The sequence below is a fragment of the Streptosporangium fragile genome (assembly GCF_039534445.1).
Lineage (GTDB): Bacteria > Actinomycetota > Actinomycetes > Streptosporangiales > Streptosporangiaceae > Streptosporangium > Streptosporangium fragile.
The window spans coordinates 1-17,251 of the sequence record NZ_BAAAVI010000093.1 but is presented as its reverse complement, the minus strand read 5'-3'; the positions used below and the strand labels follow the sequence as shown (position 1 = coordinate 17,251).

General features: G+C 74.3%; 14 protein-coding genes. 4 read left to right on the top strand and 10 right to left on the bottom strand.

The window, feature by feature from the left end; translation table 11 throughout:
- Positions 1 to 106: 106 nt before the first annotated feature.
- The 4 genes from ABD841_RS36570 to ABD841_RS36555 all read right to left on the bottom strand — a co-directional run bounded on the left by ABD841_RS36570 (position 107) and on the right by ABD841_RS36555 (position 4,961).
- Positions 107 to 772: a flavin reductase family protein gene (locus ABD841_RS36570; RefSeq protein ID WP_344981298.1), complete on the bottom strand. Its 666-nt coding sequence runs from the start codon at positions 770 to 772 to the stop codon at positions 107 to 109.
- Entirely contained in the window at positions 769 to 2,253 is a 1,485-nt protein-coding gene (locus ABD841_RS36565) for an amidohydrolase family protein (protein ID WP_344981296.1), read from the bottom strand. Before ABD841_RS36565 ends, ABD841_RS36570 begins: the two co-directional genes overlap by 4 nt.
- Positions 2,250 to 3,278, bottom strand: coding sequence for a zinc-binding dehydrogenase (locus ABD841_RS36560; RefSeq protein WP_344981295.1), 1,029 nt, complete (start codon positions 3,276 to 3,278; stop codon positions 2,250 to 2,252). The genes ABD841_RS36565 and ABD841_RS36560 overlap by 4 nt, the downstream gene beginning before the upstream one ends.
- Positions 3,279 to 3,491: 213 nt before the next feature.
- A complete protein-coding gene (locus ABD841_RS36555; protein ID WP_344981293.1) occupies positions 3,492 to 4,961 on the bottom strand; it encodes an aldehyde dehydrogenase family protein in 1,470 nt (489 codons plus the stop codon).
- Between the two features lie 74 nt (positions 4,962 to 5,035).
- Here ABD841_RS36555 and ABD841_RS36550 point away from each other — a divergent pair, with 74 nt between their 5' ends.
- Positions 5,036 to 6,118 (top strand): NAD(P)-dependent alcohol dehydrogenase, encoded by a 1,083-nt coding sequence (locus ABD841_RS36550; RefSeq protein ID WP_344981291.1) that lies wholly within the window; start codon positions 5,036 to 5,038, stop codon positions 6,116 to 6,118.
- Positions 6,119 to 6,294: 176 nt separating this feature from the next.
- Positions 6,295 to 8,508: a cytochrome P450/oxidoreductase gene (locus ABD841_RS36545; protein WP_344981289.1), complete on the top strand. Its 2,214-nt coding sequence runs from the start codon at positions 6,295 to 6,297 to the stop codon at positions 8,506 to 8,508.
- Between the two features lie 165 nt (positions 8,509 to 8,673).
- Here ABD841_RS36545 and ABD841_RS36540 read toward each other — a convergent pair whose 3' ends face one another.
- A complete protein-coding gene (locus ABD841_RS36540; protein ID WP_344981287.1) occupies positions 8,674 to 9,420 on the bottom strand; it encodes a FadR/GntR family transcriptional regulator in 747 nt (248 codons plus the stop codon).
- A gap of 103 nt (positions 9,421 to 9,523) precedes the next feature.
- Between ABD841_RS36540 and ABD841_RS36535 the strand changes: the two genes are divergently transcribed.
- Together ABD841_RS36535 and ABD841_RS36530 are read left to right on the top strand one after the other, a co-directional pair.
- Positions 9,524 to 10,393 (top strand): carbon-nitrogen hydrolase family protein, encoded by an 870-nt coding sequence (locus tag ABD841_RS36535; RefSeq protein ID WP_344981285.1) that lies wholly within the window; start codon positions 9,524 to 9,526, stop codon positions 10,391 to 10,393.
- Between the two features lie 21 nt (positions 10,394 to 10,414).
- Entirely contained in the window at positions 10,415 to 10,603 is a 189-nt protein-coding gene (locus ABD841_RS36530; protein WP_344981284.1) for a hypothetical protein, read from the top strand.
- A gap of 129 nt (positions 10,604 to 10,732) precedes the next feature.
- Here ABD841_RS36530 and fdhA read toward each other — a convergent pair whose 3' ends face one another.
- The 5 genes from fdhA to ABD841_RS36505 all read right to left on the bottom strand — a co-directional run bounded on the left by fdhA (position 10,733) and on the right by ABD841_RS36505 (position 16,628).
- Positions 10,733 to 11,956, bottom strand: coding sequence for a formaldehyde dehydrogenase, glutathione-independent (fdhA, locus tag ABD841_RS36525; protein WP_344981282.1), 1,224 nt, complete (start codon positions 11,954 to 11,956; stop codon positions 10,733 to 10,735).
- Positions 11,957 to 12,020: 64 nt separating this feature from the next.
- Complete coding sequence (locus ABD841_RS36520; protein WP_344981279.1) at positions 12,021 to 12,881, bottom strand: MIP/aquaporin family protein; 861 nt, start codon at positions 12,879 to 12,881, stop codon at positions 12,021 to 12,023.
- Positions 12,882 to 13,065: 184 nt separating this feature from the next.
- A complete protein-coding gene (locus ABD841_RS36515) occupies positions 13,066 to 14,826 on the bottom strand; it encodes a SelB domain-containing protein (RefSeq protein ID WP_344981277.1) in 1,761 nt (586 codons plus the stop codon).
- Positions 14,826 to 16,145, bottom strand: a complete 1,320-nt coding sequence (gene selA / locus ABD841_RS36510) for an L-seryl-tRNA(Sec) selenium transferase (RefSeq protein WP_344981275.1) — start codon at positions 16,143 to 16,145, stop codon at positions 14,826 to 14,828. Before selA ends, ABD841_RS36515 begins: the two co-directional genes overlap by 1 nt.
- A gap of 162 nt (positions 16,146 to 16,307) precedes the next feature.
- Complete coding sequence (locus tag ABD841_RS36505; protein WP_344981273.1) at positions 16,308 to 16,628, bottom strand: hypothetical protein; 321 nt, start codon at positions 16,626 to 16,628, stop codon at positions 16,308 to 16,310.
- Positions 16,629 to 17,251: the final 623 nt, after the last annotated feature.

Sequence of the window (17,251 nt, the reverse complement as noted above, 5' to 3'; positions counted from 1 at the left end):
ATCTGATTCCTGCGCGCCGCCCACGGCGCGTGAGGGGTTGACGAATCTTGGTCGCCGGCGGGGGTGCGGGCTTTCGCGGAGCCTCTCCCCCGTCCCGCGTGGGAGGTCAGGCGACCACCTCCCCGTCCGGCAGGTCGGCGTAGGCGACGCGATCCCGGCTGAAGATCGAATCCGTCGACGCCGCGACGAACCAGGGGAAGCCCATCCGGCCGACGGCGTGCACCCTGGTGGGGTCGATCCGGGTCGGGGAGGCCATGATCGACTCGTCGGCGGTGATGCACACCACCTCGGCCAGCACGATGTGCACGCCGGAGAAGCAGGAGTCCATCTCGCCGCGGTCGATGACCTCGCGGACGCGGCACTCCAGGTGCGCCGGGCTGTCGGCCAGCGAGGGGGGCGCGACGACCTGCGACGGGACGGTCCGCCACCCGACGAGCTCGGCCTCGTCGACCCCGGGCGGGTACTCCCGGGCCACGGTCTCGATGTGGTCGGCCAGGGCGGTGGTGGTCACGTTGATCACGAATTCGCCGGAGGCGCTCAGGTTCACCCAGCTGTCCTTGGGCTGGTCGGTCGCCTCCCGGACCGAGCCCACCGTCACCGCGACGAGCGGGGGCTCACCGCAGACGGGCATGTAGTAGCTGAACGGGGCGACGTTCACCCCGCCGTCGGCGTTCAGTGTCGTGATCATCGCGATCGGGCGCGGCACGACGAGCTGGGAGAGCAGTCCCTGCTTCTGCGCCGGCGTTCGTCCGGCGAGATCGATGATCCTCATCCACCTGCTCCTCGGATGTGCTCTTCCCCCGGCAGGGCCCGCCAGCGGTGGGGGACGTCGATGCCGGCCCGGCGCAGCAGCGCGGCGGAGCGGTCCGCCGCCTCTCCCGCCAGGGTCCCGACGTCGACGGTGGTGATCCGGCCGTCCCGGACGACGACGCGGCCGTCGACGAGGACGTCGCGGACGGTGTGGCTGGGGGCGCCCCAGACGAGCTGGGTCGCGAGGTCGCCCCGCGGGATCCAGGCGGGGTCACGGGTGTCGAGGACGACGAGGTCCGCCGCCTTGCCGACCTCGATCGAGCCGACGAGATCGCCCAGGCCCACCGCGGCGGCCCCGTCGACCGTGGCCAGTGCGAAGACCTGGTCGGCGCGGAGGACGGGCCGGGCGTCGCGGTCGCGCTCCAGCGCGGCCAGCAGCCAGGCGGCGCGGAGCAGGTCGGGCGCGTCACCCGCGTTGTGCGAGTCGCACCCCAGGGCGAGCCTGCCGCCGCGGCGGACGAGCTCGGCGTGCCGGCCCGCCGCGGTGTAGCCCTGCCCCAGGCGCAGGTACGCCCCCGGGCAGGAGGCCACCGCGGTCCCCGTCGCCACGACGGCGTCGAGTTCGGCGTCGTCCAGCCAGACGGCGTGCCCGAGCAGCAGCCGGGGGCCCAGCACGCCCAGCCGGGCGAAGTGCAGCACCGGCCGGGTCCCCGCGCGCCGCGCGTAGGCCGTCACGTCCGCCCGGCCCGGTGAGATGTGCCAGGTGAGGCCGGTGCCGAGCCGCTCGGCCAGCTCGGCGGCGCCGGTGAACAGCTCGTCGCTGGCCAGGTCGTGCCCCACCAGGGTGACCCAGCCGGTGACGGGCCCGCCGGGCGGGAGCGCGCGGACCGTCTCCTCCTGCATGGCCAGGCACTCGGCGGCCGGCAGCGCGTGGACGGCGCCCGGCACGTCCCAGCCCCACCGGCCGACCCGGCCGCGGATGCCGGCCGCGGCCAGCCCCGCCGCCACCCTCAGCGGATGGGCGACCGTGCCGGGCTCCAGGATCGTGGTGACCCCGCGCAGGAGCGACTCGGCGGCGGTCAGGGTGGCCGACAGCTCGTCGTCGTCGCCGGTGACCTCGCCGTGCAGCGGGACGATCCAGTCGAAGATCGACTCCTGGGAGTCGATGTCGTCCGGGATCATGCTGCGCACCAGCGGGTCGGCGGTGGTGTGCTGGTGGGCGTTGACCAGGCCGGGGATGACGACGCAGCCGCTCGCGTCGAGTTCCGGGGTGCCGGGGAAGGCGGACCGGAGGGCGCCGGCCGGGCCGATCGCGGCGATGCGTCCGCCGGCGACGGCGACGGCGGCGCCGGTGACCACCTCCCGGCCGGGTGACATCGTCACCACCTCGCCGCCGGCCACCAGCAGGTCGGCGGCACGGCCCCGCGGGCCGGTGGCGTCACCCGGCACCTCGGCGGCCCGGCCCCGCGCGCCGGCGGCACGGCCCGTCCCGGGCGCCGTCACGGCCGCACCAGGACCCTGCCGACCAGCTCGCGCGAGCGCTCCAGCCCGAAGGTGGTGTGCAGGTCGTCCAGGCCGCACTCGGCGGCGCGGAGGGTGCGCAGGCCACCCGCGAAGTAGGCGTCGAGCATGCCGGTGAAGTCGTCGGGGGTGTACGCGCCGGCGCCCAGCAGCCGGAGCCCGCGGTGGTAGACGTCGGCGAGGGAGAGGGAGACCCGGTCCCCGCTGGTGTTGCCGAACATCACCAGCCGGCCGCCGATCCGCAGGCAGGCGAGGGAGTGCGGCCAGGTGGCGGCGCCCACGTGGTCGAGGGCGACGTCGGCGCCCCGGCCGCCGGTGTGGTCGCGGACGGCGTCGGCCACCGGGTCGTCGTTGCGGAGCAGCAGGTCGGCGCCGAGCGCGGCGGCCGTGGCGAGCTTCTCCGCACTGCCGGCGACCGCCACCACCTGGGCGCCGGCGCGCTTGGCCAACTGGATGGCGGCGATGCTCACGGAGCTGGCGGCGGCCTGGATCACCACGCAGTCGCCGGCGGCGACCTGCCCGACCGCGTAGGTGGCGTGCCAGGCCGTGCTCCACGGGGTGGGCAGGGCGGCGGCCTCGTCGAGGTCGACGTGCTCGGGTACGGGGTGCGCCAGGTGGGCGGGGACCGCGACGAACTCGGCGAAGCCACCGGGCCTGTTCCCCCCGACGACCCGCAGGTCGGCGCAGTGGCCGCGGTCACCGGCCCGGCAGTGCGGGCACGAGCCGCAGCCCAGCGTGGGATCGATCACCACGCGGTCGCCGACGCGGGCCGTCGTGACCGCCGGTCCGGCCGCCACCACGTGCCCGGCGATGTCCATGCCGGCGATGTGCGGCAGACTGAAGCCGGGGAGCACCCCGGGCCCGCGCCGCTGGAGCAGGTCGAGCCGGTTGAGCGCGCAGGCGCGGACCTGGACGACCACGTCGAGCGGGCCTGGCTCGGGGTCGGCGACCCGCTGGACGCTCACCGCCTCCGGTCCGCCGAAGGCCGTCTGGACCAGTGCACGCACACTGCCCTCCAAGCAATCGTCATTCACGATGGCATCTCGCATTGTGATTCGTTGCTCGCAATGCGTCGTACTCTGCCCCCGCTCCGGGAGCGTGTCAATGCCTCGGGGGCCAACTGGCCTGCGCGTCACGTGCTTGTTACATGCGCGTCGCGGGCCCTCGATATGCGCAGCTGGGAACGGTGTCATTTAACAGCTGTCCCGTTTCCATTACGTTTATTCAGAAGACGTCCGGTCGAGGAGACGGACGGCGACCGCCTTCTCCTGCGTGTACTCCCGCATCGCGGCATACCCGCCGCCGCGGCTGAACCCGCTGTCCTTCTGCATGTTGAAGGGGTAGCCGATGACCCCGGCGTCGGCGAACTGGTTGACCGAGACCTGCCCGGAGCGCACCTCCCGGGCCAGGCGCAGCGCCCGGGAGACGTCACTCGTCCAGATGCACGCCAGCAGGCCGAAGTCGGTGTCGTTCATCATGTCGACGGCCTGCCGGGTGCCGGAGAACTCCTGCACGGCGAGCACCGGGCCGAAGACCTCCTCCCTGGCCAGCCGGGAGCCGGGGTCGACGCGGTCGAAGACCGTCGGCTGGACGAACCAGCCGGGCTCCCGGTCCCCGGCCGGGCCGCCGCCCGCGACCAGGCGGGCGCCGTCGTGCGGAGCGCCCTCCAGGTAGCCGAGCACCCGGCGGTACTGGGCCTCGTTCACCAGCGGCCCCATGTCGAGGTCCGCGTCCCACGGGCCGATCCGCACGGCGCGCATCCGCTCGGCGACCCGCTCCACGACCTCGTCCCTGACGGACGCCTCCACCAGCAGCCTCGACCCCGCGTAGCAGTTCTGGCCCGCGTTCTCGGTGATGGACCCCACGATCGCCGGGATCGCGACGTCGAGGTCCGCGTCGGCGAAGAGCACGTTGGGCGACTTGCCGCCCAGTTCGAGCTTGACCGGGACCAGGTTCTCGGCCGCGGCCCTCATGATCGCGCGACCGGTGGCCGTGGAACCGACGAAGCTGATGTGGTTCACGCCGGGGTGCGAGGTGAGCGCGGCCCCGGCGTCGGCGCCGAACCCGGCGAGCACGTTGAGCACACCGGGCGGGAAGCCCGCCCGCCGGGCCAGCTCGGCCAGCGCGAACGGCGCCAGCGGCGCCACCTCCGACGGCTTGAGTACCACCGTGTTGCCCGCCGCGAGCGCCGGGGCGACGTTCGCCGCCGTCAGCACGGCCGGAACGTTCCACGGGATGACGACCGCGCAGACGCCGTACGGCTCCTGCAGGGTGTAGCCGAGGTAGTCGGGGGTGCGGGTGGGCAGGGTCACACCGGTGAGCTTGTCGGCCGCCCCGGCGAAGTACTCGATGATCCCCCGCGCGATGAAGACGTTCATCCGGCCGCCCGACAGCGGCTTGCCGACGTCGCGCGCCTCGACGCGGGCGAGTTCCTCGACGTGCTCGCCGATCAGCTCCGACCAGCGGCGCAGCAGCGCGCCGCGCTCGGACGGCGAGGTCGCGGCCCAGCCGGGGAAGGCCCGGCGGGCGGCCGCCACGGCGTCGTCGACGTCCGCCCGCCCGGCGCGGGCCACCGCCTGGATGATCTGGCCGGTGGCCGGATCGGCGACCGGAAGCTCGCCGGCGTCACGGGCGGTCGTCCACTCCCCGTCGATCAACTGCTGGGCGGAAGGGATCACAAGTTCGGCCATGTCGGAATCCTTGACCCCCCTTGTTCTGCATGTCAAGATGCCATCTCGTTTTATGAAAATCATCGGGAGGACCCGTGCGCATCACCGCCGCCGTTCTGCAGACCGCGGGAGGGTCCTTCGCCCTCCAGGACGTGGAGCTCGAGGAGCCCCGCCCGGACGAGGTGCTGGTCCGGGTCGCCGGCACCGGCATCTGCGGGACCGACCTGGAGTTCGCGACCTTCTTCCCCACCCCCGCGGTCCTGGGCCACGAGGGCTCCGGCGTCGTCGAACGGGTCGGCTCCCGGGTGACCTCGGTGGTCCCGGGGGACCACGTGGCGATGAGCTTCGCCTCCTGCGGGACCTGCCCGCTCTGCCTGACCGGCTCCCCCGCCTACTGCCGCCGGTTCGACGCGGTCAACTTCAGCGGCCGCCGGCCGGACGGTTCCTCGGCCCTCTCCCTCGACGGGGAGGCGGTCAACGCCCACTTCCTCGGCCAGTCGTCGTTCGCCACCCACGTCGTGGCGCCCGAACGCGCCGTCGTGCCCATCGACCGGAGCATCGGCCTGGCCCCCGTCGGCCCGTTCGGCTGCGGCTTCCAGACCGGCGCCGGCGGGGTGTTCAACGTGCTGCGCCCGGCGCCCGGCTCCTCGATCGCCGTCTTCGGGGCCGGCGCGGTGGGCGTCGCGGCGATCATCGCGGCGGCGGTCAGCGGCTGCTCCGTCGTCGCGGCGGTCGACGTCAACGCCGCCAAGCTGGCGGCCGCCCGCTCCTACGGGGCCACGCACACGGTCGACTCCTCGGCCGGCGGCTCCGCCGAGGCCCTGCGCGAGATCGCGCCGCACGGGTTCGACTTCGCCATCGACACCACCGGCCGGCAGGAGGTGCTGCGCACCGCCGTCGAGGCGCTCGGCCCGCTCGGCCGGTGCGGGGTGATCGGCGTCGGCCCCAGCCAGGAGATGACCTTCGACTGGCGCAGCGTCCTCAACGGCCGTACCGTCACCGGGATCATCGCCGGGAGCGCCGTCCCCCGGGTCTTCCTGCCGAAGCTGCTGGAACTGCACGCCGCGGGCCGCTTCCCGGTGGACGGGATGATGTCGTTCTACCCCTTCGAGCGGATCAACGAGGCGATCGCCGACCTGCGCGCCGGGAGGGCCGCGAAGGCCGTGCTGACCTTCTGACCTCGCGCCGACCTCGTGATCCCGCCGGACGCCCCGGCGACGGGCCGTAACGTCACCACAATATGCGAGACATTGTCTCGTGATCTGTACACGGTTAGACTTCGGCCACCCAGACACCCAGTGGCGCGGCTGGGAAACACCGCGCATTGTTCGTATGGATATGGGGCCTGTGCACCATGACCCAGCAGGTTGACTTCGACCACCACTCCGCGGCGTGCACCGCCGATCCGGTCGCCTACTACCAGTCCTTCCGCGAGCGCTGCCCCGTCGGCCGCACCCCCGCCCACGGGGGATTCGTATACACGACCCGCTACGCCGACGTGGCGCGGATCGCCCGCGACGACGACATCTTCTCCTCCTCCCGGGCCTCCACCGGTGAGGACCGGGTTGCGATCGTCATCCCCAGCGGGCCCGGCCTGGAGCAGTACCCGATCGAGCTGGACCCGCCGGAGTCCACCGGGTACCGCGACCTGATCAACCCGCTGCTCACCCCGGACGCCGTCGACCGGCTACGGCCCATGATCGCCCGGCACGCGACGCGCGTCGTCGACGCGTTCGTCGAGCACGGCTCGGCCGACTTCGTCCGCGACCTGACCAACCCGCTCCCCGCGGCCGTCACCCTCGACTGGCTGGGCTTCCCCGAGGAGGACTGGGCCCGGCTGGCCGGCCCGATCCACGACATCTTCGCCGCCCCCGCCGACAGCGAGCGGGCCCGCCGCGGCGCCGAGGGCCTCGTCCACATGGAGCGGCGGATCCGTGAGCTCGTCCGGCTGCGCCGCGCCGAGCCCGCCGCGGACGCGACGAGCGTCCTGGCCGCGCGGCGCCGCCCCGACGGCACGCTCTTCGGCGAGGATGAGCTGGTCTCGGTCATCGGGCTGCTCATCGCGGGCGGCGTCGACACCACCACGTCGCTGACCGGCTCGGTCCTGGTGCACCTGAGCCGGCACCCCGAGCAGCGGCAGCGCCTGATCGACTCGCCCGACCTGCTCGACACGGCGACCGAGGAGTTCCTGCGGGCCTTCGCCCCGTCGCAGTCGATGGCGCGCACGGCGCGCACCGACACCGAGATCGGCGGATGCCCGGTGCGGGCCGGCGAGCGCGTGCTGATCCCCTGGGTCGCCGCCAACCACGACCCCGCCGTCTTCCCCGACCCGGCCGAGATCCGCCTGGACCGGGACGCCACCCGGCACCTCAGCTTCGGCATCGGCACGCACCGCTGCGCCGGCGCGCACCTGGCCCGCGCCATGTTCCGGGAGATGATCACCCAGGTGCTGACCCGGCTGCCCGACTTCCGGGTGCTGGAGGACGGCCTCGTCCCCTATCCCACGCGCGGCAACCAGTCGGGCTGGGACGCGATCCCCGCGGTCTTCTCCCCGGGCCCCCGGCTGGGTGCCGAATCCGCGCCCGGCACCCAGCCGGCGTTCACCCAGCCCGTCTCCTTCGACGCCGTCGTCACGCGGGCCGAACCGGTCGCCGAGGGCGTGCTGGCGCTGACGCTGGCCAGGGCGGACGGCGGCGAGCTGCCCGCCTGGGCGCCCGGCGCGCACCTGGAGTTCCGCCTGCCCTCGGGCCGGATCCGCCAGTACTCGCTGTGCGGCGACCCGCGCGAGCGCGACCGCTACCGGGTGGCGGTGCTGCGTGAGGAGAACGGCCGCGGCGGCTCCGCCGAGCTGCACGAGATCGCCCGCGAGGGCGTCACCGTCGGCGTGCGGGGGCCGCGCAACCACTTCCCCCTCGTCCCCGCCGACGACTACCTGTTCCTCGCCGGGGGCATCGGCGTCACGCCGATCCTGGCCATGGTCCGCGCGGCCGCCCGCGAGGGCAGCGCGCTGCGCGTCGTCTACGGCGGGCGGTCCCGGGCGTCCATGGCCTTCCGGGACGAGCTGGTGAAGGAGGCCGGCGGGCGCGCCGAGCTGGTGCCCCAGGACGAGCTCGGCCTGCCCGACCTGGAGGCGGTCCTGGCCTCGGCGGGCCCCGGCACCGCGATCTACTGCTGCGGCCCGGCCGGGATGATCGCGGCGGTCGAGCGGGTGTGCGAACGGCTGGGTGTCGGTGCCCGGCTGCACGTCGAGCGCTTCACCGCCGGCGACGACCTGGAGGCGGTGTCCGACCCGGCGGACAACACCGCCTTCGACGTCCACCTGGCCCGGACCGGGAAGACCGTGCACGTCAGGCCGGACCAGCGCCTGATCGAGGCGGTCCGCGAGGCCGCCCCCGGGCTCTCCTACGACTGCGAGAAGGGATACTGCGGGGCCTGCGAGACGCGGGTGCTGGCGGGTACGCCCGAGCATCGCGACTCGCTGCTGACCGCCGAGGAGCGGGCGGCGGGCCGGACCATGATGATCTGCGTCGGCCGCTCGTCCTCGCCCCGGCTGGTGCTCGACCTCTGACGGACGTCTTCCCGCCCGTGCCGGGCACGCGGGCGGGAAGGCGTGTCCCCCGGCCCGGCGCGGCGGGTCGCCGCCCGCCCGGCTCCCGCCACCCCGCCGCACGGCGCGGCCGTGCCGGACATCGGACCGGAGGGAGGGGACGGCCTCGCCCGACCCCTGCGGTTCTCAGTCCCGCGCCGCCGGGTGGCCCATGAGGCCGACGAACATGGTGCGGTGGAGCACCTCGACGTGGCGCCGGGTGACCTCGACCGCCTTCAGCGGGTCGTGCCCGGTCAGGGCCGCGACGAGTTCGGCGTGCTCGCGGTTGGACTCGCGCAGGTACTCCATGGGGTACGGCAGGTAGTAGCGGTAGAGCTCCCGCACCACCGCGCCGTACTGCTCCTCGGCCGCGGGCAGCCCGGTGGCCGCCGCCGCCAGCAGGTGGAAACGCTCGTCGCAGGTGTGGAACTCGGCCCAGCTGGCGGCCCGGTCCATCCGCGCCACCAGGTCCCGCAACTCCTCCAGCTGCGCGGGGGTCGCGTTCGAGGCGGCCAGGTGCGCGACGCCGCACTCCAGGAGCAGCCGCTGATCGATCAGCCGGTGCACGTCGTCCGCGGCCGACCGGTAGGCCTCGATCTCCGGCACCCGGCCGGTGGCGGGCCGCGGGGACACCAGGGTGCCGCCGGCGCGGCCGCGCCGGCGCTCCAGAACGCCCTCGTCGCAGAGCGAGACGAGCGCGCGCCGCACGGTGATCTCCCCGACGTCGAGGGCGCGGGCGATCTCCCCGGCCGGCGGCAGCCGCTCGCCGGGGGCGAGCAGGCCGAGGTCGACGGCCAGGGCGATGCGGGCGCGCACCGTGTCGAGGGCGTTGAGACGCCGGATGCCCGCGAGGGCGGGGGCGTCGAGCGCGGTCAGGGGGCTGCCAGACGACATGTCACCACCGTACTCGCCGGAAAATCGTTCATCATGAGCAGCATTGCTTTAACTGCTCATCGTGAGCTATTTTTTCATCTCACAGCCCGGAAGCAGGTACACCGTGTCACGACCGCTCCCCGTCACACTCGCCCAGGCGGCTCCCCACCCGATCGGGGAAGGCGTCACGGGCTTCGCCCGGGACGTCGAGGATCTGGTGGCGAGATTCCCCGGATCGCGCCTCGTCGTCTTCCCCGAACTCCACCTGCACGGCACGCACGCCCGGCCGGACGAGCGGGACGCCGAGCTGGAGGCGTCCGCCGAGCCGCTGGACGGCCCGCGGTCCAAGGCGCTCGCGGAGCTCGCCGGAGACCTGAAGATCTGGCTGGTCCCCGGGACCGTGTGTGAGCGCGGCACGGACGGCGCGCTGTACAACACGGCCCTGGCGCTCTCCCCCGAGGGCCGGATCGCCGCCTGGTACCGGAAGGTCTTCCCCTGGCGGCCGTACGAGCCCTACCGGCCGGGCGACCGCTTCGTGGTCTTCGACATCCCGGAGGCCGGCCGAGTCGGCTTCGCGATCTGCTACGACGTCTGGTTCCCCGAGGTCACCCGCCACCTGGCGTGGATGGGCGCGGAGGTCGTCGTCAACCCGGTCATGACGACGACCTCCGACCGCGCCCAGGAACTGGTGCTGGTGCGGGCCAACGCGATCATGAACCAGGTCCACGTCGTCAGCGTCAACGCGGCCGGCCCCGTCGGGACCGGGCGCAGCCTCGTCGTCGACCCCGAGGGCCGGGTCAGGGTGGAGGCCGGCGAGGCCGCCACCGTGCTCACCGACGTCCTCGACCTGGACGACGTCACGCGGGTACGCAGGTACGGCACCGCCGGCCTCAACCGCGTGTGGGCCCAGTTCGCCGAGACCGACGCACCACTCGACCTCCCCCTGTACCGGGGACGCATCGACCCTTCCCACTGGAACACCACGGGAAGCTGACTTTTCGGAGACGACCCCGCCATGCGAGACAACGAACCAGTTCTGCGGCGTGCTCTCACGCTGGGACCCGTCGTGCTGTTCGGCCTGGCCTACATGACGCCGCTGATCGTTCTGGGCATCTTCGGCATCGTGGCCGAGACCACCGGCGGGGCGACGGCCGCCGCGTACGCGCTCGCGGGCGAGAAGGCACCGGTCGCCGCCGAGGGGTGAGCCGCTCCGCCGGGGGTGGCGCCCGCCCTCCGCGTCGCGGCGGCCGGATCCTGCGGATCCGGCCGCCGGCGGCGTATCGCCTCCCCGGGTCCCGCGGGCGGTGTGCCGCCCGCGGTGACGGGATGCCTGCTACCCGGCCTTGGCGAGCATGCCGTGCGGGTCCAGGACGTACTTGCGCGCCGCACCCTTGTCGAACTCCTGGTACCCCTGGGGTGCCTGGTCGAGCGGGATCGGCGTGGCGTTGACCGCCTTGGCGATCTGCACCCGGTCGTGCAGGATCGCCATCATCAGCTTCCGGTTGTACCGCATGACGGGGCACTGACCGGTGACGAAGGCGTGCGACTTCGCCCAGCCGAGGCCGAGCCGGATGGACAGCGACCCCACCTTGGCGGCCTCGTCCGCGGCGCCCGGGTCACCGGTCACGTACAGGCCGGGGATGCCGAGCGCGCCACCCGCGCGGGTGACCTCCATGAGCGAGTTGAGCACGGTGGCGGGGTGCTCCTTCTCCGCCTCGGCACCGTGCCCGCGGGCCTCGAAGCCGACGGCGTCGACGCCGCAGTCCACCTCGGGAGCACCGAGGAGCTGCTCGATCTGGTCCTTCGGCTCGCCCTGCGACACGTCGATGGCCTCGCAGCCGAAGCTGCGCGCCTGGTCCAGGCGCTCCTTGTTCAGGTCGCCGACGATGACCACGGCGGCCCCCAGGAGGTACGCCGAGGTGGCCGCGGCGAGCCCGACCGGGCCGGCGCCCGCGATGTAGACGGTGGACCCCGTCGTCACCCCGGCGGACACGCAGCCGTGGTAGCCGGTCGGGAAGATGTCCGAGAGCATGGCCAGATCGAGGATCTTCTCCATCGCCTGGTCCTTGTCCGGGAACTTCAGCAGGTTCCAGTCGGCGTAGGGCACCAGGACGTACTGGGCCTGCCCGCCGACCCAGCCGCCCATGTCGACGTAACCGTACGCCGAACCGGCCCGGTCCGGGTTGACGTTCTCGCAGACCCCGGTCTTGCCCTCCTTGCAGTTGCGGCACCGGCCGCAGGCGATGTTGAACGGTACGGAGCAGAGGTCACCGACCTTGACGAACTCCACGTCCGGACCGGTCTCGATGACCTCGCCGGTGATCTCGTGGCCGAGGGTGAGACCCTTCGGCGCGGTGGTGCGACCACGGACCATGTGCTGGTCGCTGCCACAGATGTTCGTCGCAACGGCCTTGAGGATGGCACCGTGCGGAACCTTACGTCCTACGTTTGCCGGGTTGACCCCCGGCCCGTCCTTGAGCTCGAACTCGGGATAGGCGACTCCCTGTACCTCTACAGTGCCCGGTCCCTGGTACACGACAGCCTTGTTGTCCGGCATGGCGTCCTCCCTCTTCGCAGTGCCGGTGGGACGGCCGTTCAGCCGTTGTCACTCGTTCGCGCGCTCACCTCCCCTGGCCGGGCGGGCCGTGCCGCCCGAAAATGCCGGATCGGGCGTGGCCGGCAGGCCGGCCGGGCGGCCCCGCGGAGGGCTCGGCGCCGGTCGCCGCCTCCCGGGGACGGGGCAACTGCTCTCCTGTGATCTCGCCCGCGGCCCCCTGCTCGGCGGTCGCCGGGACCTCACTGACCGGCCGGGCCACCAGGTCGTACAGCACCACGGCCACCGCCGCTCCGGCGATCGGGCCGACGACGTAGACGCCGAACTGCCACCACGGCGTGTCGCCGCCGAACATGCTGTTCGCCACGTACGGCCCGAAGGTACGGGCCGGGTTGATCGACCCTCCGGTCAGCGGGCCGAGCACGAAGACCTCACCGGCCACGGCGAGACCGATCATCAGCCCGGCCCAGCCCTGCGGTGCCCGGCGGTCGACCGCCAGCGCCATGATCGTGAGCAGCAGGAGGAAGGTGCCGAACGCCTCGATGAGAATGCCCTGCCCGTATCCCACGCCCGGCTGGAGCGCCGTCATTCCGACACCGCCCAGATCGGTCGCCCGCCGGCCGAACATCGCGACGATGAACAGCCCTCCGATGACGGCTCCGGCGAGCTGGGCCACGAGGTAGGGCACGACCTCCCGCCACGGGAACCTCCGCCCCACGGCGAGGGCGATGGTGACGGCCGGGTTGATGTGCGCGCCCGAAGTGCTGCCGAACGCGTAGATGACGACCGCGACGACCACCGCGAACGACAACGCGATGATGCCGACGCCGGCGTAGTCCAACCGGCCGCCGCCGACGAGAAGCGCGGCGACGACCGAACCCGGGCCGAAGATGACCAGCAACATCGTTCCGATGACTTCCGCGAGCATCCGCCGCGGTAGATGACCGACCATCGCAACCCCCGAAGACGATGGTTTTCCCTCTTTTCACCCTATCGCTGCCAGTCACAACAGTCCTTGAAGGGCAGTTCGATATATGGGAACGATCCGGCAGCGGCGGTTCGGCCGGGCCGAACCCTCGGCGGGAGCGTCCACGCGCCCGTCGGACGGCGGGTCAGGAGGGCGGCCGGCAGCGGCGGCGGGCCTCGTCGACCCGCAGGGTGAGCCCTCTGCGGTCGAGGAGTTCCAGCAGCGGCACGGCGACCCTGCGGCTGGTGCCGAGGGCCTGCCGGGCCTGGCTCACCGTGAACGGTTGCGGCAGCCGGGCCAGCAGCGCGGCGGCCCGGACGTCGGCGCCGGGCAGCAGGACGACCCCGTCGGCCACGCGCAGCAGGGCCCCGGCCCGTACGGCCGCCGCCACCTCGCGGGTACCCAGGCCCAGCTCGGCCAGGTGGCCGGCCTCCGGAGCCCGGAAGGGGTGGGCGGACAGCTCCGCGCGGAGCCGCTCGACGGCGCGGGCGACCGGGGCGGGCAGGCCCGCCGGCCCGCTCACGATCCGCCCGGCGGCCAGGACGAGCGGGGGCCGTACGAGTGCCGCGACCAGCCGCCGGTCGGGCAGGGCGAGATCGTGGCGGGCCGCCCCCACCGGCATGCCGGGCTCCAGCGGATGCGCCGCGGCGTACCGCCGCACCGTCTCGGCGAGCCGCTCCCCCAGCCGCTCCCAGTACGCCGGATCGGCGTGCCAGTCGCCGCACACGGGCCCGGCGGCCGGGGCGCAGCCCATGGCGAGCAGGTCGGCGGCGCGCAGCAGCCGGTGGGCGCGGAGCAGGGACGCCGCGTCCGGCTCGGCCCCGGACAGGGCGGCCGCACGCTCCCGCGCCGCACCCCGGCGGCGCAGCGCGGGCGGGCACGCGTCGAGGACGCTCGCCGCGGCGATCACCCGCACCTCGCCGCGGGCGCGACCGGGATCGCGCAGCAGCAGCACGTCTCCCACGTGCAGCGGCAGCGGGCGGGCCAGGCGCAGCCGCGCGGTCCGCCCGCCGAGCGGCCGCACCGTGCACGCCACCGCGGCCGAGCCGATGTGCGCGGTCAGCCGCGCCGGGAGATCCGTCGCGCCGGGGCCGCCCGCCGGGCCCAGCCGCACGTCGACCAGGTCGGCGCACGTCCACGCGCCTGGGGTGACCAGGGCCAGGCCGCGCTCCGCGGTGCCCTGGCAGCGCAGGTTGACCGCCACCCGCGCCACCCCGGACACCGAGGTCACCGGCTCCTTCAGGCATTCCAGGGCCCGGACCCGCGCCGGGGAGCCCGCGAGCTCCAGTTCGTCCCCGGTGGTGATCGTGCCCGCGGGGAGCGTCCCGGTGACGACCGTGCCGCTGCCGCGCGCGGTGAAGGCCCGGTCGATCCAGAGCCGCACGGGCGCGCCGGGATCGGGCTCGGGCAGCGCGGCCACCAGCCGGTCGAGCGCCCGCCTCAGCTCGTCGAGGCCGAGGCCGGTGTGCCCGCTCACCGCCAGCGTCTCGGCCCCGCCCAGGCCGCCCGCGGCCAGGCGGGCGCGGGCGGCCGGGGCGGCCGGGCCCGGGTCGGCGAGGTCGGCGCGGGTCACCACGAGCAGCGCGTGCCGCACGCCGAGGGCCTCCAGCGCCACCAGGTGCTCCTCGGACTGCGGCATCCAGCCCTCGTCGGCCGCGACCACGAACATGACGGCGGGCGCGGGGCCGACCCCGGCCAGCATCGTGCCGAGGAAGCGCTCGTGCCCCGGGACGTCGACGAAGGCCAGCCGCTCCCCCGAGGGCAGGGTCGTCCAGGCGTAGCCGAGTTCGATCGTCAGGCCCCGCCGCCGCTCCTCGGCCAGCCGGTCGGGCTCCATCCCGGTGAGCGCCCGCACGAGGGTGGACTTGCCGTGGTCGACGTGGCCCGCCGTGGCGACGACGTGCATCAGCCGCCCGCCTCAGGACCGTCCGCCGGGAGGCCGGCCGCCCCGAGGACCGCCCGCACCACGTCGCCGTCCCGGCCGGCGGGCAGGGCGCGCAGGTCGAGCAGGAGGCGGTGGTCCTCCACCCGGCCGACGACGGGGGGATCACCGGTCCGCAGCGGGAGGGCGAGCCGCTCGGGCAGGCTGACCGCGGCGCTCTCCAGCGTCACGCCGGGCGCTCCCCCGCCGCCCACGGCTGCCTCGCTCGGCACGGCCCGCGCGTCGATCCCGGCCTCGGCCAGCCGGGCGGCGAGCACCGCGGCGCGCCGGAGCAGGACGGCGGGCTCGGCGTGCAGCGCCAGACGGACGGGGGTGGCCGGGCCGCGCAGGGTGGCCTCCAGCGCGGCGAGTGTCAGCTTGTCCACCCGGAGCGCACGGGCGAGCGGGTGCCGCCTGCACCGCTCGACCAGCTCGCGGCGGCCCAGGAGCAGGCCCGCCTGCGGCCCGCCGAGCAGTTTGTCGCCGCTGGCGGTGACCAGGTCGGCCCCGGCCGCCAGTGTGGTCGCGGCGTCGGGCTCGCCGGGCAGCAGCGGTTCCCGGGCGAGCAGGCCGGAGCCGATGTCGGCCACGACGGGCACGCCGAGCCCGCGCAGCTCGGCGACGCCGGCCGAGCCGGTGAAGCCCTCGATCCGGAAGTTCGACGGGTGCACCTTGAGCACGAACCCCGTCAGCGGGCCCACGGCCGCCCGGTAGTCGGCGTACGAGGTGCGGTTCGTGGTGCCCACCTCGCGCAGCCGCGCGCCGGTGGAGACGAGCAGGTCGGGGATGCGGAACCCGTCCCCGATCTCCACCAGCTCGCCCCTGCTGATCACGATCTCCCGCCCGGCGGCGAGCGCGGTGGCCACCAGCACGAGCGCGGCGGCGTTGTTGTTGACCACGTGCACGTCCTCGGCGGCGGGCACCGCCCGCGCGAGCGCGTCCATCGCACCCCGCCCGCGGCGGGCGCGGGCGCCGGAGGCCAGGTCGAACTCCACGTCCGCGTAGCCCGCGGCGGCGGCCGTCGCGGCCACGGCCGCCGGTGACAGCGGCGCGCGGCCGAGGTTGGTGTGGACGATCACCCCGGTCATGTTGATCACGGACCGCAGGCTCGCGGGATGGGCCGGAAGCGCGGCCACGGCCGCGTCGGCGACCTCCTCGGGCGCGAGGGCACCCTGGCGCACGCGATGCTGGGCGCACGCCACGGCGTCCTTGACGACCGCGCGCCCCAGCCGTCCCGCCGCCTCGACCAGCCGCGGGTCGGCGAGCACGGCGTCGGTGCGGGGCACACGCCTTCGTGGGTCCACTCTTCCGAACATAGAGCGGAAGGGGGTGGGAATCGAACCCGCCGGGCCGGGAACCTCGGCCTCGCCGGTTTCGGCGTTCCCTCGCGGGCCGGCCGCCGTCATCGGTCACGTGCGGTCGTGATCGGCCGCGGAGCCTGTTCCTGCCGGTCTGCCCGGATCAGGTCAGCAGCGGCTCGCGCCGTCGAAGTTCCTGGGGCCGCGCGGCACCTTGCTCTTGATGGTCTCGCCGGGCGACACGGTGTGGCAGCTCCCGTCCACGCCGTGCGCCCAGACGATCCGCAGGTTCATCGTGTAGCCGCAGTCGTTCCGGGCGTAGCCGGTTTTGGTGATGGTGCCCGTCTGCTGCCAGACGGTGACGCAGGACGGGGCGTTGCCCGCGGGGATCGCCGACGTGGCCGCCGCGGCCGTGCCCTGGGGGGTGAGGAGGCTCACGGCGAGGCCGAGACTGGTCGTGGTGAGGGCGGTCCTGAGAGTTGCGCGCATGGTCTGTGGTCTCTTTCTCGTGTCAGCGGTGGGGGAGCATGTCCTCACGTGCGGCTTCTCGTCGGCTCGACGTGCGAGCCACCAGCCGTGTCGACGTCGCTCTGCGGGCGGCGCGGGCACGGCGCCGGTTTCCGGGCGCCCGGGTCCTGAGCGCCGCCGGACCGGTTCACGGCGCCGGTGACCGCCGACCGGGACGTCGCGAGATCGAGGACGGCGGTGGGAACGAGGACCGCGGCGGGAACGGCGGGTGGTCCGCGCAAGGGGACTCCTCTCCGCCCCTCCTCGGCCAGGCCGTCGCGCCCGGTCGGGGCGAGGCGGGGACAGAGCCACGATCTCAACCGCGCCGGGGGTTCATCGATGGCGGCGATCACCAAAGCGGCACGGGCGGTTTGATGGCGTGGCGACCGTAACGATCCGCGGGTGCCGCCGAGAATGCGGGCGAGCCTCGCATAGGGGATGAGCTGCGCGGATGCCTGGATCGAGGTGCCCGGTGCGTCTCCCGGACGCGGCGCGGAGCCGGGCGGCGGCCCCGGCCGCGTCCGGATGCGATCGCCGCGGTCATCGGGGCGTGGTCCCGTCGCGGCCCGCCGCCCCGGCCCGCCGCCCCGGGCCGACGGCCGCGG